Source organism: Apibacter sp. B3919 (genome assembly GCF_026537405.1).
In the GTDB taxonomy this organism is placed as follows: Bacteria; Bacteroidota; Bacteroidia; order Flavobacteriales; family Weeksellaceae; genus Apibacter.
The window spans coordinates 468,291-487,204 of sequence record NZ_JAFNMG010000001.1; the positions used below are offsets into that span (position 1 = coordinate 468,291).

The following is an 18,914-nucleotide window of genomic DNA, read 5'->3' on the forward strand; positions in this document are numbered from 1 at the left end:
AAGTTATCTGACAAAATGATATATTCCTTCTCCTTCTGTCCAACTGCTTCCCGATTTAATTAATTTAATGATTCTATTGGCTAATTTATCGCAATTGGATTGAAGAATGTGTAATTTTTTCGGTCTGCCTTCTTTACTTACAGTAAATCCGATAACTATCTTAACTTCATTAGTATCGCATTTTTCTTTTTTAACCGACAGATTTTTATCGATGTAGGTATTGAAATTGTCCCTTCCAATAGTGGGCTGAGATTCAAAACTTTTATGTGTAATACCATAAGATTGTGAATCTCTTACTAAAGAATCGCCTGAATAGATTTGATCTATTTCTTGATCAGTTTTGTTGAGTTTTTTTACCGGTTCAAGAGAGGAATCTCTATTCATTGTTTTCAAAGATAATAACGGTTCCTCAACTTTTTCTTGACTGAGTTCAGCGCTTATATCCCGGTGTGCAATAAATTTATTTTCAAAGGTATCGGTATCTTCTTCGATTGATTCCGGTTCTATATTTCGAATAAATTCTTTAGGATCAATTTTTTGTTTTAATGTTTGATTAGATACGATGGTCAAAGGTTTACTTTTATTTTGTGATTTTACTTTAAAAGTATCTGAAAAATCCTTCTTTTCATTGTTTGAACTATTGTTGTTTTCATTAATTGCATAGGGAATATTTATATTCTTGTCGTTACTTCCTGATTTTTCAAAAGCGATTAAATTTCTTTCCTTTCTTTGATCGTTTGTTAATTTATAAAGTATACCTATACTAACTAGAAGAACTAAACCGGCTGCTACTGCATAAATTGGAAATCTATTCTTTCGAGGACTCGTTTTATCTAAAATTTTTCTTTCAAGCTTTTCAATATCCTTACTTGGGTCACCTTGAACTTCATCATAACCCTCTAAAGCTTCTCTTAAAAAGTCATCCTTCATGGATTGCCTTTCAATATCTCTAGCATCTTTACCTCTTTTTTTGCCTCCTATATAGTTAAGTAATTTTTTCATTTAAGATTTTTTTCTAAGCAAAGCTTTAAATTTCTTTTACCGTTCTGTATATAACTTTTAACACTTTTCAAGCTGTATTGAGTTGCATCACAAATATCCCTATACGATTTATCTTTGAAAAAAAACATTTCAATGGATGTCTTTTGAGGTTGAGGTAGCCTAGATATACAATCGGTTAACATTTGATATTTTTCATCATCATTATTTTCATCCAATAGATCCCAAACATCCTCAGATTGCACATTTTCCATAGCATGATCTATATTTATTTCTATACCTTCTCTTCTTAATTGTTGTAAACAATAATTTTTGGAAACTGTATATAACCATGATCTGAAATGATCTATCTTATAATTTAAAATTTTAGGAAGCAAATTTTCAAACAGTTGCATTACTGCATCTTGGGCTTTATGTTCATCTTTTAAATATTTAAGGCAAAGTCCATATTGTAAAGGAATATACCTGCTATATAATACACCAAAATATTCGATATCTTGAGTTTCCCTATATTTATCTAAAAGCTCTTGGTCTTTGTATGTCTTAAGTTCTAAACGATTTTTCAAATATCCTCGAATAAATAATATTTAACGCTAAAATACAAATTAATTAGCCCGACAAAATTTTCAAAATATATAATTTTCAGAATTATTGTAAACAACTGAGAAAAAACTTAGGTTTTTCCGAGCTTTATCATTCGTTTACTAATTATCTTTAGTAAATTGCAGAAAATTTTGACGTAATGAAAAAATTGTCAGTAGTATCTTATTTGTTTATATCTATTTTATTGGGTGGTAGTCTTGTATCATGCAAAAATGAAGAAAAATCCAAACAATTACCACATACTTCCCTTTCAAAAAAAGATGAAACAAACCGTTCTGGAAATTCTTTGAACGCGGAATCTTCTTTACCGAGTAATGATACTAATAAACAAGAAAAAAGTAGTCCAGAAATTATAACCGGTATCTATCAAGATGCGGATAGCCTTTATCATCTTAGATATATTCTTGAAAAAGGTAAAACCTATTCTTTTAATTCCAGAGAAATTAATAAGCAAACAGTAACTTTTAGAGATAAAAGTCAATCTGTTTCGCAAGAATCCATAGATCCAATAAGCTTTACGGTATTAGATATCAAAAATGATATATATACCTTACAAGTATCCATGGGGGGCAAAAAAGTTATTACTAAAGCGGATGGTAAAGTAGTAGTATTTGATACCAACGGTAAGAAACCGGAAAATCCCGATCAAGCAAAATTGTGGAAAATATACAGAGCAATCAGCAATGTTACTTTTACATTAACGATGGATATTTACGGAAATGCTTCCAACATAAAGGGTATGGACGCCATTTATGAAAAAGCAAAATCAACCTTAAAATCCGAATTGAAAGGAAAAGAACTGGAAGATTTTATTAATGCTTTTAAATTGGGTCTGAATCCTGAAACTTTTAAAGCACAATTTGAAGGTTCCATTATGAAATTTCCATCTAAAGGATTAAAAATTGGAGAGAAATGGAATTCTCATCCGGAATTGAAAGACCAAGGGTATAATCAGTTAGTAAAAGTGGGTGACAGTTTAACTGAAGTTCGTATTCAGGGAACTTTACCGTCTAAAACAGATTCTAAAGTGGTAGAAGGGATAACTTATAAATTGTCTGTAAAGGGAACTCAAAGTGGAAAAATTATCATAAATAATAAATCCGGTTGGATTTCCAATGCCAATTTTACTATGACTGTTACGGAAACCAAATCAGCCAGTAAAGGTAATGAAACTGAAAAGGTGGTTCAGAAATCTGTAAATAACACGTATATTAATTGATAGGTTACTAATTAATTTATATATTTATCGATGGGAAGATTAATTGAATTTATATTTTTTGCCACAGTTGCTTATTTTGTTTTTAATATTTTAAATAAAATTTTCTCGGGTACTCGTGCAAAAAAGAAATTTTCCAGGTCCAAGCCCCATCAATTTAATAACCAAAGAAAAAATTCTTCTCAGAATAAGGGTATTAAATGGGATGCAGAAACAGTTGATTACGAAGAAGTAGAAACTAAAGACAATGAAAAAAAATAGTTATTTTTTGCCGGTTGTAGGATGTTTGCTTTTTTTTGTCATCCTCTCCTTTATGTATTTTAGTCCATTATTATCAGGTAAGTATATTTCTCAACCTGATATCATCCATTATAAAGGCGGAGCGCATGAATTAGAAGATTATCGATCTATTCATGGTGAAGACACCTATTGGAGCAATTCCATGTTTGGGGGAATGCCCACCTACCAAATGGGAGCTAATTATCCTTCAGATATAATTAAAAGTATCGATCGTTTATTAAGAACTTTTCCTACTCCCGCCAGTTATTTATTTTTGTTGTTATCCGGTTTTTACTTGTTAGGTATGGTATGGTTAAAAAATTGGAAATATGCTTTGCTGGGAAGTATTATGTTCTCTTTTTCAACCTATTTTTTTATCATAATTGGAGCCGGTCATAATGCTAAAATTCATACGATAGCCTATTTTGCGCCATTTATTGCAGGTGTATATTTACTGTATCAAAAAAAATATGTTACCGGATTTATTCTTACCACTTTATTATTATCGTTACAAATTGCAGCCAATCATCCACAAATGACCTATTATCTGTTTTTAGCTTTAGGAATTTTTGGTTTGATTGAACTTATTCACAGCTTTAAAACGAAAACTTTAAAAACTTTTGGTATTTCTTCTGGCTTTTTTCTTCTGGCCATTTTACTGGCGCTGGGAATGAATTCTACCCGTTTACTATCAACCTATGAATATTCAAAGGAAACTACGCGAGGAAAGTCAGAATTAACTATAAGTAAAAATAACGTTTCCTCTAATCAGGGTTTAGATACAGATTATATTACTCATTGGAGCTACGGCATTTTAGAGACGGCAAATTTATTTGTTCCTAATTTTATGGGGGGGGGCAACAATGAAAAAGGATTTAAAACCTCTAATCTTGAATCATCTTTACAGGAAAATATTAGATCACAGGAAGAATATACTCAATTTCAACGTGCTTTTAATGGCTCTTATTGGGGAGAGCAACCGGGTACCGTAGGCCCTGCTTATCAAGGATCTGTAGTAATATTTTTAGCATTTTTAGCTTTATTTTACTATAAAGGCAGATATAAATGGTGGTTGGTTGCAGCAACCGTTCTAAGTTTCTTTTTAGCTTGGGGTAAAAATTTTGGGATATTTACTGATTTCATGATTCAGTATTTCCCATTATATAATAAATTTCGAGCTGTTTCTTCCGCTCTCGTGATTGCTGAATTTACTATTCCTTTATTAGCTTTATTGGGTACGTATTCATATTTTATGGATGAATCTCTTACCCAAGTTTATAAAACTAAAATTTTATATATAAGTTCCGGTTTTATATTGGTTATTTTATTACTTCTATATGTATTAGGATTACAAATATTTAGCTTTCATACTTCTTTAGAAGGTAATGCTATAAAATCTGAAATACTTGAAGCTATTAGAAAAGATCGTTTTGCCCTTTTCCAATCAGATATTTTACGAACTTTTTTCTTCGTTTTAGTTTGTTCTGTACTTCTTTGGGCAGCGCAAATTAAGTCCTTTAAATCAAGTTATGCGGTTTTAGCTATTGCCGCATTATCTTTAGTTGATTTATGGGGAGTGGATAAACGTTATTTAAATGATGATAATTTTGTGGACAAACAATTTTATAAAAATCCTTTTCCTACTCAAGTAACAGAAAGTCAATTAGAAAAAGCCCAAACCGATCCAACCTTGGCTCGTATTGTCAATGCAGCACCTATTAACCATGCATTAGATATAATTAAACAAAACGATCATGCTCATTACAGAGTATTCAATTTGTTATTAAGTCCATTTAATGAAACTAATACCTCTTATTTTCATCAATCGATTGGTGGATATCATGGAGCTAAATTAAGGAGATATCAAGATTTAATAGATTTTTATTTATCGGACAGCTTAAATTTACCTATACTTGATATGCTTAATACTAAGTACATCATCACTGCCGATTCTATAATCAGACCTATTCCTAATCCTAATAATAATGGAAATGCTTGGTTTGTAAATGAAATTGTTTTTGCCAACAATGCCGATGAGGAATTATTAGGATTGGGAAAGATTGATAACAAAAGAAAAGCTGTCATAAATTCAAAATATAAAAAAGACCTTACCATACAATCTTCCTCTGATAGTTTGTCTTCTATAGAATTAAAAGAATATTTACCGAATAATTTAACCTATGTTTCTAATAGTAAAGAGGAAAAATTAGGAGTTTTTTCGGAAATTTATTATCCACATGGTTGGAAGGCTTCAATCGATGGAAAAGAAGTTCCTATTTATAGAGCCGATTATACGTTACGTGCCTTAAAAATACCTGCAGGAAAACATACTATAAATTTTTCCTTCAATCCTCCCGTAATTCAAAAAGGAAAATATATAACTCTGGGCACTTGTCTTCTTTTTGTAATCATAAGCAGTATATTATTGATATATGACTACAAAAAAAGAAGTAAATCCTCTGAGATTTCAAAACCTTTGTAAGACATGTGTAAAAAGGTCTTGATCATTTCCTATTATTGGCCTCCGGCCGGAGGCCCAGGGGTACAAAGATGGTTAAAATTTACAAAATATCTGCCGGAATTCGGTATTGAACCTCATGTTTATATTCCCGAAAATCCCTCCTATCCTATTTTAGACCCAAGCTTGGTTGATGAAATAAATCCTAAAATAAAAATTATCAAAAAACCTATATGGGAACCGTACCGTTTAGCTGAGACACTCACCAAGAAAAATAAAGATTTTAAAGCCGGTCAATTTGAAACCGCTAAAAAACAAGGCATTTTATCCAGGGTTTCCGTATTCATAAGAGGAAATTTTTTTATTCCCGATGCTCGTATGTTTTGGATTAAACCATCTATTAAGTTTCTTGAAAAATATATGGATGAATACAATATAGATACTTTAGTAACAACCGGGCCTCCTCATAGTATGCATTTAATAGGATTAGGATTAAAGCAAATAAAAAAAGACAAAATCAAATGGATCGCCGATTTTAGAGATCCTTGGACTCAAATTTCCTATTACTCTCAACTAAAACTAACTCAAAGATCAGATCAAAAACATAAGGAAATGGAAAAAGAAGTTTTTCAAAATGCCGATCTGATTCTTTCGACCAGTTATACAGATAAAGAAAATTTTAAAAAATTAGGAGCTAAAAATGTTGAATGTATTACTAATGGTTTTGATTCAGAAGTAAATAGAGCAGATGAACCAACTTCTGTATTCACCATCTCGTATGTTGGAATGCTCGAGAGGCTGCGAAATCCCACTAATTTATGGAATGTATTAATGGAATTAATTTTAGAGAATCCAGCATTTGCCTCTCAATTCCGTTTAAAATTAGTGGGAAAAATTTCTGATTCAATTATAGAAGAGTTAAATAATTCGGTTTTAAAAAATAATTGGTTCAATATAGGCTATTTACCCCATGTTGAATCGATTAAAGAAATGAATAATTCTAATTTATTGCTATTAACCAATTTTAATAATGAAAAATCCAAAGGTATCATTCCGGGTAAATTATTTGAATATTTAGCAACAGGTAAAACCATTTTATCTATAGGACCACAAAATGCTGATGTTGAGAAAATTTTAATTGAAACCGAATCCGGTAAACATTTTACTTATAACGATCACGATCATCTAAAACAATTCATTTTAACCGAATTTAATAGTTGGAAAAGCAATACTGCGCATGTTCCCTCAGCAAAAATTTCCAATTTTCATAGAAAATTTTTGACTGAAAAATTAATTAAATATTTATAGAAATTATCCCAAATAATAATTACATTTTCTTCATTATAAAAATTTGAGAATGAAAAAAATTATTATTAAATGCTATATAATTTTTTATACATATAAAATATTTATAATTAACAAGTTGTACTATCATTATTAACTAAAATTAGTAAATAATCTAATCTTCTTTATTGCCTTAATTGCTTGATTAATAATAAAAATGTAGTCAAAAATAGTTTTAAAATTCATAATTTATAGTATATAATTTTATATATTACATAAAAAATTTACTTTCTTATCAAAATAAATATTATCTATTTTATGCTTATGTATTATGTTTTTATTAAATTCTACCTGTTGCTATTCTTTAATTTATAATAAATACTTTATTTTTATAAATTAATTAAGAAAAAATTTCATTATAGTTTATGGACCAACGCAAAATTACTTTTAAACAAGGCTTATATATACTAAAAATTATGATAAAATATAATTTAATAAACCAATACTCTTGTAATTCATACATTTAGCCTATAATTATTAGTAAAAAACAAATTTTTCTCAATAGTTGTTTACTATTAATTTCAATTTAAGTTTATTCAAATCTTATAATATAATAATGTATGTATCAAACAATATTATGCTATTAGTAAATTAATAAATATTATTTTTTTACATATATTTATTTTAATTACTTAAATATTTTAATAATTAAAAAAATATTTAAGTATTAATATTATAAAAATTTATAAATTAGCGCCATTATTATTAAAATTGTTTATAAATTAAATTATATGTTTATAACTAATTGTTTTGATATAAAATAAAAATATTTTTTTAACCAGTATTGAAATAAAGTTGTCTTTAAATGATAAAAAAACTCTATAATTTTATAAGATCAAGGTCCCATCTCTCCTATTACATACTTTTATTTACTAAAAATTGGATAAATCCTTTTTTAACAATTTATATAAATTTTAAATTTTTACCTTTTAATCAAGCTATCAAATTCCCTATATATATTTATAGCAAAACAAAGTTTTTATCGTTTAAAGGAAAAATAATTTTAAATGTTAAAGAGGTTAAAAAAGGAATGATTAAAATTGGTCAATCCAATGATTCTCCTTGTTCCAGTGGAGGAGGCACAGAAATAACTAACCATTCAATAATTAAATTCAACGGTAAAGCTGATATTGGATGTGGTTGTAAAATTCTAGTTTATAATAAGGGAGAAATAGTGTTTGGAAAAAATTTTCGTATGAATAATCAAAATTTTATCGGATGTTGTAACAATATAACTTTTGGAGAATTTGTTAATATAGCTCATCAGACACAAATATTTGATACAGATTTCCATTATTTATTTAATTTAAAGTCTAAGAGTACGAAAAATAATAATATGCCTGTATACATAGGTAGCTATAGTTGGATTGGTAATCGTGTAACTATAATGAAAGGAACTAAAATACCTGATTATTCTATAATTGCATCCAATACATTATTAAATAAAAAATATGATACCCAAGAAGGATCAATTTTAGCAGGTATTCCCGCTAAGATATCTAAAGAAAATTATCTCCGAATAAGAAATAATAGTATGGAAAGTAAATTATCTAAATATTTTGAGCAAAATGAAAATACGGAATATAAATTTCCTATAAATATAGATGTTATGAAATTAACTAAATATTAAAAAAATCGAAATTTATAGACTTTAAAAATTTATTATTTATACGGAATAAATTGAATTATGTATAATTTATAAATAAAAATAAGCCAAAAAAATCATATTGATAATAAAAGGTTAAAGTGAAATTTATAAATGTTTTTATAAAAATGAAATATACAAATATTACGTTTTTAATCACATAATAAATCATATGCACTTTAAATTGTTAAATTAATAAAAATTTACTAGGACTCTGTATTATTCCCATTAATAGGGTATTATTTAAAATCTATATGTTTAAAAGAGTATAAAATATCATACTCTTTTTTTTATTTTTTGCATTTAATACAGTAAAAATAAAATGTGCTTAAATCAAAATATTTAATTTCCTATACTATTTTTTATATTAAGGAATTAAGAGATATAAGAAGATAACTCAACATTTTTAAAATGTACATTAATACGATCATCTCCCCTTTTTGCATATTCTCTATTCCCTAGAGATGCGACTAAAACGATATAACCAATTAACCTTCTAAATTAATCATTTACAACCATTTATAATAAAATAAATTTAAAAAAATAATTCTTTTTTTATTTCCTAAAAATTCATTCTAAACCTCAGTAAAAAGTTGGGGACAAAATTGGGTATACAGTTGGGTATACAAAAAACAATATAATATATATCGATGGCATATATATAATTCTAATTATCTATAAAAAATATAATTAAAAAGTAATAATAACATACATATATTCCACGCTAAAAAAAATATTTCACATACAATAAATTGATTATCAATCGATTGAGACAAGATATAATTTTTTGCGTGGATATATAAAAAATTGGTAATAAGGTTAAAAAATAATTAAAATCTATTTCGTTAAAGCATAAATTATAATTAAAATAAGTAGTAGATTTCTAGTAAAGATTCTTCATATATTATTTATTAATTATTTAAATTTTTGTCTAAATACTTTTTGCAAAGTATTTTAAAATCTATCAAATTAGATTTATTATATTTTTTGATATAATATTCATTATCGTATGCGAAATTTTTTAAATAATCAAAATATATCTGTAATAATTCCAATATTATATCTTTATTTTTATATAACCAATTAAATTTTTTTTCAGAAATAGTGCCCTTTTTATTTAAATAAGTAATTATTCTTATAAGCGTATTTTCGTCCATTATTAATAGTAGTGTAAAGTTTTTTTGTTTTTTTGTAAAACTATAAATGTACGAATATACAGGATAAATGAAACGATATTTATATATAGCTACCTAAAATTTATCTTTTTAAAATATATATTTTAATATTATTTATTCGTTATAAACTAAGTATTAATTTTTTTTTCCAATTGTTTTATCTCTTGTTTGAGCTCTTCAATTTCTTCTCTATAAAATTCATTTAGTTCAATTAATATTTTTATTTTTTTTTCGGCTACATTAAGTTTTTTTTGCATCCTTATAGCATCTATAAGTGCAATGTCAGTTAAATCATCATTACTCTTTAACATTTCGCCGTCACCGGTTAAAAGCCATACAGGATTTATATCTAAACAATTGTCTAATATTTTATTAAGTACGCCTTCCCCTAAATCAGATTCTCTTTTTAATTGAGTACCTATATACCCGTTAGACAGATTATTTTTTTTCTCAAAAGAACTATTATTAAGTCCTTTATAATCAATGTATTGCTTGATTCTATGTATAGCTTTCATAATAAATATTAAAATATTGTCTAAATATTTTGTTTTATTAGACTATTGTTTATATATTTGTAAAAACATGTACACAAAGTTATGGAAAGAAGTAAGAATGTTAACAAAAACGCACAAAAAATACAATATGGAGATTTTGTAACCCTATCGGAAATGTTAGGTTGTACCAGTCAGGCAGCACGTATGAGGTATGAAAGAGGAGATTTAAATGCAAAAGAAGCTCTGGATATTATTATAGAAACTCGAAAAAAAATTATCCAAGAATACCACTTAAAAAATCCTACAAAAAAAAATTCAACTGTTTTAAAAACAAATTAATGAATCAAAAATAGTCTAAGAAAATATGCATCAGTATATTAAAAACTCGTCTAAATAACTAACGCAGAATAAGAATACTATTTTTTATCAATACAAATGGAAGTTTATGAATTCTATAATAATAAATGGGGAGTCTTATCCAATTGGTTGTTTGGAAAATCCGGTTTACTCAAACAAAGTACCTATAAACAATTAACACAAAGAAACCATTTAATTCTTTTACGAAAAGGAGGAAACGGTAGAAAGGCGTTAGTTGAATTTGACAGTATGAGATCCGACATTAAAAAATCGGTATTAGAATTAGCCGGAGATCCCTATACTATAGGAAAAAAATACACTTTCTTAGAATGCATAGAAAAAGACGAAAAAGCGGAAAAATTTTTCAATGAATACCTATTGGAAAATGGTCAATCCTTGCCTGAAAACAGAAAAAAAGAATATACCTGCAATGCATCCCTGCTAAATACTATTTCTAAAATTATAAACCACACACTGATGCGCCGTCGTGTCTTGGGAGGCAGTCAAAAAAAAATGTGGGAAAATATAGCGGAAATTGTAAAAAATCTCGATAAAAACAAATGGCCGCATTCTTTACCGGAAAATTACCGCCGTTTACGAGAACGATTAAAAGTATATCAAACCCATGGATATCAAATCTTAATACATAAAAACTATTGCCATACCCACAGTCAAAAACTAACAGAAAATTCCAAACTCTGGCTGTTAGCCAAATGGAGTAATCAAGTCCAAAGAACAGTCTGCATATCACAATTACATCAAGAATATAACCTTTATGCCCGGAGCGAAGGATTAAAAACAGTTGAAGAAAAAACCATATACAATTTTATATATGATGAAGAAATAATGCCTTTGTGGTACGGACACAAATTTGGAGAACTTAAATACAAAGAAAAATATAACTACCAACAAAAAACTAAATTACCAACACTACGAGATTCACTCTGGTATAGCGACGGAACCAAATTAAACTTCTTTTACCTAACTGAGGAGGGCAAAATGGAAACCATTTCTGTTTATGAAGTTATGGATGCATACAGCGAGGTTTTGCTTGGATATCATATCAGTAAAGAAGAAAACTATCAAGCCCAATATTCAGCATATCGGATGGCCATACAATTTTCAGGACATAAACCCTATCAAATAGGTTTTGATAACCAAGGAGGACATAAAAAGCTTGAAACCGAAAATTTTTTAAATAAAATAGCCCATCTGTCCATAAAAACCGAACCATACAATGGAAAATCCAAAACCATTGAAAATGCATTTTATCGTCTGCAAAATCAATATCTTGCTCGATATTGGTTCTTTACAGGACAAAATATCCAAGCTAAAAAAGAAATTTCTAAAGCTAATATGGAATTCATCTTAGCTAATAAAAGCAATCTACCCTCCCTTACCGAAATAAAAGAAATTTATAAAAAAATACGGGAAGAATGGAATCTTTCTCCCCATCCGTTCAGCGGTAAATCTCGACTTCAAACGTATTTAGACAGCGAAAATGAAAAAGCACCTAAAATAGAAATGTGGGATATGGTCAATTTCTTTTGGGTAGAAAGAAAACAGCCTGTAAAATGGTCTTCCTTCGGATTTTCTTTTAAGGAAAAAAAAGTAACCTACGACTATTTTGTTTATCGAGAAGATGGTATGCCCGATTTAGATTTTCACGAAAAAGCCGTGAATCAATCATTCTTTGTCAAATATGATCCGGAAGATATGAGCATGATTTATTTATATCAGAAAGATCCTCAAGGACAATTAAGATTTATAAGAGAAGCCGTTTTAAAAACCGAAATACACCGAGGAAAACAAGAACAAGAACAATTCGAAGCAGAATGGATTAAAAAGGTCAAAAAAGAAAATAAGAATAAGCGTATCCAACGAAGAAATGAAATGGATGAGATCCTTAAAAGTTTTAATATGGACGCGGAGTCCTATGGATTAGTTAAACCCAATCTGAAAGGGTTGGAAAATTCCAAAATTGGAAGAAAAAGCAAAAAAGTAACGCATGAAGATGTTGGAAGTTGGCAGAAAAAAGAAAGTTTACAAACCGTAGAAGATATAAGAGAACTTTATTAAAAACAAAAATGTCCCCCCTTAGGGGACTAAAAGCCAAACAAAAATATGGATAATGAAGAAAAAATACAAACGGTTCAAAAAATTCAAGCCTATGTTAAACAACTGGGAAGTGAAACAGAAGCCGCCAATAACTTGAAACTAAGTACGGATCAACTCACTCAGATACTCAAAGGAGAAAAGCCGGTTATCAAAGACAACGTATGGAAATCTATCAATGCACAACTAAAAATTCACGAAAAAAGTTGGAAAGTAGTAGAAACAACGAATTTTAAAAATCTTCGTACCCTGTTTCAAGATGCAGTTGACGACTCACAAGTATTTGCCGTAATAAACTTTGCCGGTAGCGGTAAAACCGAGACAGCAAAGGCATTTGTTGAAAATACACCCAATACCTATCTCTTACAATGCAATGAATATTGGAATCGGAAATACTTTTTAGCTGAATTATTAAACGTCTTGGGACGAGATTCCGGTGGACTGACCGTTGCCGAGATGATGTCTGAAGCAGTACGGATTTTAAAAAAAAATAAAAAGCCCGGTATAATCCTGGATGAAGCAGATAAATTAAGCGATCAAGTCCTTTACTTTTTCATTTCCCTCTACAATCAATTAGAAGATCATTGCGCCATTATCTTAATGGCAACCGATCATCTGGAAAAAAGAATCAAAAGAGGTTTAAAATTAAACAAAAAAGGATATAAAGAAATTTTCAGCCGAATTGGCAGGAGATTTATAGAATTTGGAGGAATTACGGCATCAGATGTCGCTTCCATTTGCATAGCAAACGGAATAGAAAATAAAAGCCGTATTAAAGAAATATGGCAAGATAGTGAAGGAGATTTGCGCAGAGTGAAAAGAAAAATATATGCTTTAAAAAAAATAAACAAAGAAATTAAATGAAACGAGCAATATCCATTCATGAAATTTATACCAAAAAAAGAAAAGTATTACCATTTGATGGAATATGGGAAGCACATATAGGTAAACCGGAATTAAAAGGCAGTTGGATTATTTGGGGAAATTCAGGTAACGGAAAAACCGGATATGCCATACAATTAGCCAAATATCTCTCAAAGTTTGGCAGAGTGGCTTATAACGGATTAGAAGAAGGAAACAGCGAATCTTTTGCAGAAGCCTGCAAAAGAAATAATATGGACAAATGTCGAGGAAGATTTGTACTGATTGAAGACAGCATTGAAGAATTAGACCATCGCTTAAACTTGCACAAATCGCCGGATATAATTTTCATTGACAGTTTACAATATTCAGGAATCAATTATACCTCGTATAAAGAATTGATTAAAAAATACTCAAACAAATTATTTATATGGATTTCACATGCCGAAGGTCGCAATCCGGAAGGACGAATTGCAAAAAAAGTACGATACGATGCCTTTGTTAAAATTTATGTTGAAGGCTATACAGCAAATGCCGTAAGTAGATACGGGGGAAAAGAAAGTTATATAATTTGGCAAGAAGGTGCCGACCAATACAATCTAACCATTAGATGAAAATCAATCAGTTAGAAAAAAAAGTTAATTTTTAAACTTTCACTCCATGAAAAACAGTAAAAGTTGAACTCTCAATAACTAGGTAAAACTAACCCGAAATAAACATTTATGACAGTAAAAGAACTAAAAGAAAAAATCAATGATTTGCCTGACGATATGGAAGTCATGCTAGAGCAAACCAAAGAAGAGTTTAAATATGGCCTATTAAATACAATTAAAGTAAATGAAGAATTATTTATAGATCCTTTTTTCCGGGTTACCCTGATGAATGATGAATCTATTATTTTATCTGATGAATAAACAACTATGAAACCAACCCATACACAAATTAATTTTTGCCGACTTACAAAAACTTCACAAGAAGACTATCAAACCAATCTGTTTGAAACGGGATGCGAATTTGCCGAAAACTTGGGATATACCTGTCCTCAAAAATATAAAGAAGAATACATACAAATATTACTTTCTCTACCCCAATATTGGAAGTGGTGGTCAACCCAATGGAATATCCGAACACAAGAAGCATTCGGAGTAGTCGGAATATCAGAAAATGAAACCCATATAAATTCACTCGAAACAGATGCCCTCAACGAAGCATTTGCCTCGGCGCACAGCTTATCAAGCTACCAACATATTTACCCTAATAATTTAGTAATGAAAGCCTTAAAAGAAAAAATACAAACACATGAAACCACTACCCTTAAATCAAATACCTCTAAAGGAATGGAGCGAAACCGAATTAGAAGAGCACGTGTATCGGTTGAGCTGTGAATTAGATAAATATCAACAAGGAAGTATTTTGCTTAGAATTTTACTCCGTATGGAAAGAACACGAATACTAAAAGAATTAATAAGACGAGACGAAAATAAATGTTAACATGAAACTATTGGCAAATATTGAAATATTACGAGATCTTTTATCCTATGATACGGAAGAAAAGAAATTTTTAAACTTAGCAGAGCGCTGTGAAATCCATCGAAACATAGGAAAGATTACAAGATGTCAGCCCCCTTCTTTTCCCCTTTCATTACAGGAAAAATTATTTACCAAACTTTTGGAAATCAGAAGAACCGAATGGAAACGCCCTACGATGCATTGGGAAGAAAATCATTTCGGCCAAAAAGTGAAAATAAAAATTAACTAGCTTTTAAAAACTTTAATTTAAAATCAATACTAACATGTCCATACCAGATCTAAGCACAGTAACCGAAAAAGAGCTTTTAGAAGCTTTAAAAAAGAAAAAAAAAGAAAAAGAATCGGACCGGATAGCTTATAAAGAGTTAGTTGAAGAAACTATACCGGAAGTCATCCACCATTTAATTAAAACTTCCCAAGAACTTCGCTCTTCCAAAAAATTTACATTTTCTGCCTTAAAAAAACTTATTCAATTAAAATACTCCATATACGGAGTAAAAGAAGAACAACAATCCCATACTTTTACTACCGCAAACGGCGAGTCTGTAACCATCGGCTACCACGTTACCGATAATTGGGATGACACGGTAAACTCAGGAATAGCTAAAATAAATGAATACATAAGGTTCCTTGCTAAGAAAGAGGCAGACGCCCATACTATAACCATCATTAATCAACTATTAAAAAAAGATGCCAAAGGAAATTTAAAAAGTTCCCGTGTGCTTGAATTAATTTCATTAGCCGATAAGTTGGATCACGAAACTTTCACCGATGGGGTTCGTATCATACAACAAGCCTATAAGCCAACACGTTCCAGCTTTTTCATAAAAGCTCATTACCTCGATGAGTTGGGTCATAAAGTAACCATAGATCTCTCCATCGCCTCCGTGGATTTTCCAAAAGATTTTGATTTAACATTCTTACTTCCAGAAAAACATAAACAAGATGAAAACACCTAAAGTACATGACTATCAAATCAAGCAACTTTTCAGTTTATTCTCCGAAGATGTAAAAAAAGATCCTGCCCTGCGTCAACAGTTAATTTTTCATTTTACTCACGGGAGGGTAACCAGCACCAAAGATCTTACCGATGAAGAAGCAAACAGGTTAATTGCTGCTCTCAAAGAAACATATACCCACTGGGGAAAGTTTGATAAAAATAATAAACAGCATTTAACTCTATTACGTTTATGTTACGATTTAAATTGGACTATTTTTAATAAAAAACATAACCGTATAGTCGCCGATTTAAATACTCTGGGAAAATTTATAGCAAGTAAAAAATCACCGGTAAGAAAACCTTTATTAGAAATGTCAGTAAAAGAATGCAGTAAACTAATTACGGCCTTAGAAGGAATACTTAAATTTAAGTATAAAAAAATGGATTGAAAAATACCGCCGCCACCTGTTGAAAAATATTTTGTTTGTGCATTTTATTTTTAAAAAAAACAGGGTCACCAATGAGCGATAATTGTTGTATAAAAGAATCTGTTCAATCGATCGAACAATAAAATGATAAGAGGTTACATCATTCTAACTGCCAAAAAATCACAAAAAAATCATTATTTGGATATTTCATACAATAATAATAATTTTGTGTAAATGAGTACCAAAAACTTACGAAATAATACAAAATTAAGATACAGAGCCATAAAAGAAGAATACCGTTTACAAGTTAAACGCAATAACGGTATGCCTCTTACTCAGATATACAGACAATTTATTTATCCCAAGTTTTTCATATCCAGACAAACCTTATATACGATCATATTTACTCCGGATTCCGATTTAAACTAGCAATTGGATATGCTCATCGTATAAAATACATGAAGTTCTTGAATACCATCCTCTCTTAGGACAGATTTCCAAGAAGATCTTTTCAAGCTTCCGCAAAAACTTTTCGGTCTCCATTCGTGCAATTTTTCATGTATTTTTTTTAAATATTTCCAACCTTCCCAAGCATTTGCTTGCACATCCTCAGAATTACTGCTTTGACTTGAAAATTTTAAAGTAGCAACCGTTATGTCTAACGTTATAAAACCTTGTTGTTTATGATGGGAAGTCATTGACTTGCTTTTTCCATTATCTTCGAAAGTAGCTTCTGTAATGGAAATTAATGCACAAGGCCAAGATAAAGGGTAAGGGATTTCCTCATAATTTAATTGTCCCCAATCTTCTCCAACATATGAAAATTCCTTAATTTCAGCTATTCTCGCCTGTAGAGATTCTAAAATTTCGATCATTAATTATAAATTTGGTTAATAAATATCTTACATCAACATAAAAAGTATTATTTAACAAACTTTCTCAAATACTCTTCAGTTGAAAATTTTATCAATAATGAATTGCTTATAAAAACTTATATTCTTAAAAAAGGTTACTCTTTACTAAAATCACTAATTAATAAGTAACCGATACATCGCTGAAAAATAATTCGGCTGTAGATCATAATTACCCGCGTCTAAGAGTAACCTGTACTATGGTTTTAAACAAATATCTAAGAAAATAAACGCAACTTGTATTAGTATGTAAAGAAACTTGACACTTCTGTGCAAGTACTTTACAAGATTGTCAAGAAGCTTTACAACTTTCTTTACTTGCTATCTTTTATGACTCAATTTTGCCGTATAAAATTTCGAACGATTAAGGATTAGTTACGGTAAAAGAATTATCCGTCATTAAAAAAAATCATTTGAAAGCATACAAAGAAAATAAACCAAATAAAAAAATATTGTCTGCTAAGCAAAAGGTTAACCAACGCGTTAAAACGAAATTCACGAATGAATCGCAGGCAGACAGTATTTAATAAAATAGCAATATGAACCTTAAAAAATCTATACGAACCATAAAATATTTGGTTATACACTGCGCCGCGACTCCCGAAGGAAGGAACGATAAGGCCAAAGACATAGATCGTTGGCATAAAGAAAGAGGATGGGCCGGAATCGGATACAATTACGTCATAGATTTAGATGGTACTGTTGAACCGGGAAGGGATGTAGACAGGATACCTGCCCAAGTTGCCGGACATAACAAAAATGCCATAGGTATTTGCTATATAGGAGGAGCTGACAAAAACTTGAAAGCTAAAGACACACGAAATCCGGCCCAAAAAAAAAGTCTGATTGAATTACTTAAAGAATTAAGAAAATTATATCCAAATGCTCAAATACTGGGACATAGAGATTTTGCATCTGCCAAGACCACTTGTCCAAGTTTTGATGCCATAGAAGAATATAAAAATATTTAAAGAAATGAAATCGTACAATTATAAGAAGATCGTCTTAAATTTTATTATTCCCGTATTCTTTACTATGCTTTTGATAAGCTGTAATGAAAATAATAAAATAGCAACCCCTGATCGATTCACAGATAAAAAAATAACTAATAATGAAGTAATCAGAGATTCGATTTTTAAAATCCAACCCGATACAAGTTCTTTAAAGGCTTTAATTGAGTGGAGAAACGGAAAAGCTGTAATTAAAGAGATCATCCAATCAGAATCCGGAAAAAACCATCTAAAATTCCCTAAAATCCAAATTAAGGATAATATTCTTACCGTGGATTGTGAAACTCGTGCGCAAGAATTAGTGGCCACTTGGAAAGAACATCACACAAAAGAATTTAAAACCGAAACCATAACCCATACCGAATTTAAAAATTTATCACGCTGGGAAAGTTTTTGTTTAGGGACAGGTAAAATTGTGACTTTATTATTCATAAGTACTTTCATTATCTATCTACTTAGAAAGGGTATTAAGAAATAAAGTGTATTACAATCAATCATAAAAAACAAATAAGATAAATAACATCAATAATCAAAAATCAAAATTAACTA

21 protein-coding genes are annotated in these 18,914 nt (G+C 29.6%); 17 read left to right on the top strand and 4 right to left on the bottom strand.

The window, feature by feature from the left end:
* Positions 1-3 precede the first annotated feature (3 nt).
* Both J3U20_RS02115 and J3U20_RS02120 read right to left on the bottom strand, forming a co-directional pair.
* Positions 4-1,002, bottom strand: a complete 999-nt coding sequence (locus tag J3U20_RS02115) for a hypothetical protein (protein WP_160542203.1) — start codon at positions 1,000-1,002, stop codon at positions 4-6.
* The gene (locus tag J3U20_RS02120) at positions 999-1,565 is read right to left on the bottom strand and encodes an RNA polymerase sigma factor (protein WP_160542204.1); all 567 of its coding nucleotides are present in this window, start codon (positions 1,563-1,565) and stop codon (positions 999-1,001) included. The genes J3U20_RS02115 and J3U20_RS02120 overlap by 4 nt, the downstream gene beginning before the upstream one ends.
* A gap of 176 nt (positions 1,566-1,741) precedes the next feature.
* Here J3U20_RS02120 and J3U20_RS02125 point away from each other — a divergent pair, with 176 nt between their 5' ends.
* The 5 genes from J3U20_RS02125 (at position 1,742) to J3U20_RS02145 (ending at position 8,529) form a co-directional block, all read left to right on the top strand.
* Positions 1,742-2,821: a DUF6263 family protein gene (locus tag J3U20_RS02125; RefSeq protein ID WP_160542205.1), complete on the top strand. Its 1,080-nt coding sequence runs from the start codon at positions 1,742-1,744 to the stop codon at positions 2,819-2,821.
* 30 nt (positions 2,822-2,851) lie between these two features.
* Positions 2,852-3,079 (top strand): hypothetical protein, encoded by a 228-nt coding sequence (locus J3U20_RS02130; protein WP_160542206.1) that lies wholly within the window; start codon positions 2,852-2,854, stop codon positions 3,077-3,079.
* Positions 3,066-5,579, top strand: a complete 2,514-nt coding sequence (locus J3U20_RS02135; RefSeq protein WP_160542207.1) for a YfhO family protein — start codon at positions 3,066-3,068, stop codon at positions 5,577-5,579. The genes J3U20_RS02130 and J3U20_RS02135 overlap by 14 nt, the downstream gene beginning before the upstream one ends.
* A gap of 3 nt (positions 5,580-5,582) precedes the next feature.
* On the top strand, positions 5,583-6,863 hold the full coding sequence (locus tag J3U20_RS02140) for a glycosyltransferase family 4 protein (RefSeq protein WP_160542208.1): 1,281 nt from the start codon (positions 5,583-5,585) through the stop codon (positions 6,861-6,863).
* Between the two features lie 1,066 nt (positions 6,864-7,929).
* Positions 7,930-8,529 (top strand): acyltransferase, encoded by a 600-nt coding sequence (locus tag J3U20_RS02145; protein WP_160542209.1) that lies wholly within the window; start codon positions 7,930-7,932, stop codon positions 8,527-8,529.
* A 1,318-nt stretch (positions 8,530-9,847) separates the two neighbouring features.
* Here the strand turns inward: J3U20_RS02145 and J3U20_RS02150 are convergent.
* Positions 9,848-10,234 (bottom strand): hypothetical protein, encoded by a 387-nt coding sequence (locus tag J3U20_RS02150; protein WP_185149847.1) that lies wholly within the window; start codon positions 10,232-10,234, stop codon positions 9,848-9,850.
* 81 nt (positions 10,235-10,315) lie between these two features.
* Between J3U20_RS02150 and J3U20_RS02155 the strand changes: the two genes are divergently transcribed.
* The 10 genes from J3U20_RS02155 to J3U20_RS02200 all read left to right on the top strand — a co-directional run bounded on the left by J3U20_RS02155 (position 10,316) and on the right by J3U20_RS02200 (position 16,873).
* Positions 10,316-10,552, top strand: a complete 237-nt coding sequence (locus J3U20_RS02155; RefSeq protein ID WP_105297472.1) for a hypothetical protein — start codon at positions 10,316-10,318, stop codon at positions 10,550-10,552.
* Between the two features lie 96 nt (positions 10,553-10,648).
* Positions 10,649-12,649: a transposase family protein gene (locus J3U20_RS02160; protein WP_160542210.1), complete on the top strand. Its 2,001-nt coding sequence runs from the start codon at positions 10,649-10,651 to the stop codon at positions 12,647-12,649.
* A gap of 45 nt (positions 12,650-12,694) precedes the next feature.
* Entirely contained in the window at positions 12,695-13,549 is an 855-nt protein-coding gene (locus J3U20_RS02165; RefSeq protein WP_160542211.1) for an AAA family ATPase, read from the top strand.
* Positions 13,546-14,160, top strand: a complete 615-nt coding sequence (locus J3U20_RS02170) for a hypothetical protein (RefSeq protein ID WP_160542212.1) — start codon at positions 13,546-13,548, stop codon at positions 14,158-14,160. The genes J3U20_RS02165 and J3U20_RS02170 overlap by 4 nt, the downstream gene beginning before the upstream one ends.
* A 108-nt stretch (positions 14,161-14,268) precedes the next feature.
* Positions 14,269-14,460, top strand: coding sequence for a hypothetical protein (locus tag J3U20_RS02175; protein WP_160542213.1), 192 nt, complete (start codon positions 14,269-14,271; stop codon positions 14,458-14,460).
* 6 nt (positions 14,461-14,466) lie between these two features.
* On the top strand, positions 14,467-14,931 hold the full coding sequence (locus tag J3U20_RS02180; RefSeq protein WP_160542214.1) for a hypothetical protein: 465 nt from the start codon (positions 14,467-14,469) through the stop codon (positions 14,929-14,931).
* A 107-nt stretch (positions 14,932-15,038) separates the two neighbouring features.
* The gene (locus J3U20_RS02185) at positions 15,039-15,305 is read left to right on the top strand and encodes a hypothetical protein (RefSeq protein ID WP_160542215.1); all 267 of its coding nucleotides are present in this window, start codon (positions 15,039-15,041) and stop codon (positions 15,303-15,305) included.
* A gap of 34 nt (positions 15,306-15,339) precedes the next feature.
* Complete coding sequence (locus J3U20_RS02190) at positions 15,340-16,035, top strand: DUF3164 family protein (protein WP_160542216.1); 696 nt, start codon at positions 15,340-15,342, stop codon at positions 16,033-16,035.
* Complete coding sequence (locus tag J3U20_RS02195) at positions 16,022-16,465, top strand: hypothetical protein (protein ID WP_160542217.1); 444 nt, start codon at positions 16,022-16,024, stop codon at positions 16,463-16,465. Before J3U20_RS02190 ends, J3U20_RS02195 begins: the two co-directional genes overlap by 14 nt.
* A 213-nt stretch (positions 16,466-16,678) precedes the next feature.
* Complete coding sequence (locus J3U20_RS02200) at positions 16,679-16,873, top strand: hypothetical protein (protein WP_105297464.1); 195 nt, start codon at positions 16,679-16,681, stop codon at positions 16,871-16,873.
* Here the strand turns inward: J3U20_RS02200 and J3U20_RS02205 are convergent.
* Positions 16,870-17,319 (bottom strand): hypothetical protein, encoded by a 450-nt coding sequence (locus J3U20_RS02205; RefSeq protein WP_160542218.1) that lies wholly within the window; start codon positions 17,317-17,319, stop codon positions 16,870-16,872. The genes J3U20_RS02200 and J3U20_RS02205 overlap by 4 nt on opposite strands.
* Before the next feature lie 575 nt (positions 17,320-17,894).
* On the opposite strand from J3U20_RS02205, the gene J3U20_RS02210 reads away from it, so the two are divergent.
* Together J3U20_RS02210 and J3U20_RS02215 are read left to right on the top strand one after the other, a co-directional pair.
* Positions 17,895-18,326, top strand: a complete 432-nt coding sequence (locus J3U20_RS02210) for an N-acetylmuramoyl-L-alanine amidase (protein ID WP_105297462.1) — start codon at positions 17,895-17,897, stop codon at positions 18,324-18,326.
* Positions 18,327-18,330: 4 nt separating this feature from the next.
* Positions 18,331-18,843, top strand: a complete 513-nt coding sequence (locus J3U20_RS02215; RefSeq protein WP_160542219.1) for a hypothetical protein — start codon at positions 18,331-18,333, stop codon at positions 18,841-18,843.
* Positions 18,844-18,914 lie beyond the last annotated feature (71 nt).

Bases quoted from the DNA above. Each gene is read 5' to 3' on its own strand.
- J3U20_RS02115 (WP_160542203.1), bottom strand. From the start codon at position 1,002: ATGAAAAAATTACTTAACTATATAGGAGGCAAAAAAAGAGGTAAAGAT.
- J3U20_RS02125 (WP_160542205.1), top strand. From the start codon at position 1,742: ATGAAAAAATTGTCAGTAGTATCTTATTTGTTTATATCTATTTTATTG.
- J3U20_RS02130 (WP_160542206.1), top strand. From the start codon at position 2,852: ATGGGAAGATTAATTGAATTTATATTTTTTGCCACAGTTGCTTATTTT.
- J3U20_RS02135 (WP_160542207.1), top strand. From the start codon at position 3,066: ATGAAAAAAAATAGTTATTTTTTGCCGGTTGTAGGATGTTTGCTTTTT.
- J3U20_RS02140 (WP_160542208.1), top strand. From the start codon at position 5,583: ATGTGTAAAAAGGTCTTGATCATTTCCTATTATTGGCCTCCGGCCGGA.
- J3U20_RS02145 (WP_160542209.1), top strand. From the start codon at position 7,930: ATGATTAAAATTGGTCAATCCAATGATTCTCCTTGTTCCAGTGGAGGA.
- J3U20_RS02150 (WP_185149847.1), bottom strand. From the start codon at position 10,234: ATGAAAGCTATACATAGAATCAAGCAATACATTGATTATAAAGGACTT.
- J3U20_RS02155 (WP_105297472.1), top strand. From the start codon at position 10,316: ATGGAAAGAAGTAAGAATGTTAACAAAAACGCACAAAAAATACAATAT.
- J3U20_RS02160 (WP_160542210.1), top strand. From the start codon at position 10,649: ATGGAAGTTTATGAATTCTATAATAATAAATGGGGAGTCTTATCCAAT.
- J3U20_RS02165 (WP_160542211.1), top strand. From the start codon at position 12,695: ATGGATAATGAAGAAAAAATACAAACGGTTCAAAAAATTCAAGCCTAT.
- J3U20_RS02170 (WP_160542212.1), top strand. From the start codon at position 13,546: ATGAAACGAGCAATATCCATTCATGAAATTTATACCAAAAAAAGAAAA.
- J3U20_RS02175 (WP_160542213.1), top strand. From the start codon at position 14,269: ATGACAGTAAAAGAACTAAAAGAAAAAATCAATGATTTGCCTGACGAT.
- J3U20_RS02180 (WP_160542214.1), top strand. From the start codon at position 14,467: ATGAAACCAACCCATACACAAATTAATTTTTGCCGACTTACAAAAACT.
- J3U20_RS02185 (WP_160542215.1), top strand. From the start codon at position 15,039: ATGAAACTATTGGCAAATATTGAAATATTACGAGATCTTTTATCCTAT.
- J3U20_RS02190 (WP_160542216.1), top strand. From the start codon at position 15,340: ATGTCCATACCAGATCTAAGCACAGTAACCGAAAAAGAGCTTTTAGAA.
- J3U20_RS02195 (WP_160542217.1), top strand. From the start codon at position 16,022: ATGAAAACACCTAAAGTACATGACTATCAAATCAAGCAACTTTTCAGT.
- J3U20_RS02200 (WP_105297464.1), top strand. From the start codon at position 16,679: ATGAGTACCAAAAACTTACGAAATAATACAAAATTAAGATACAGAGCC.
- J3U20_RS02205 (WP_160542218.1), bottom strand. From the start codon at position 17,319: ATGATCGAAATTTTAGAATCTCTACAGGCGAGAATAGCTGAAATTAAG.
- J3U20_RS02210 (WP_105297462.1), top strand. From the start codon at position 17,895: ATGAACCTTAAAAAATCTATACGAACCATAAAATATTTGGTTATACAC.
- J3U20_RS02215 (WP_160542219.1), top strand. From the start codon at position 18,331: ATGAAATCGTACAATTATAAGAAGATCGTCTTAAATTTTATTATTCCC.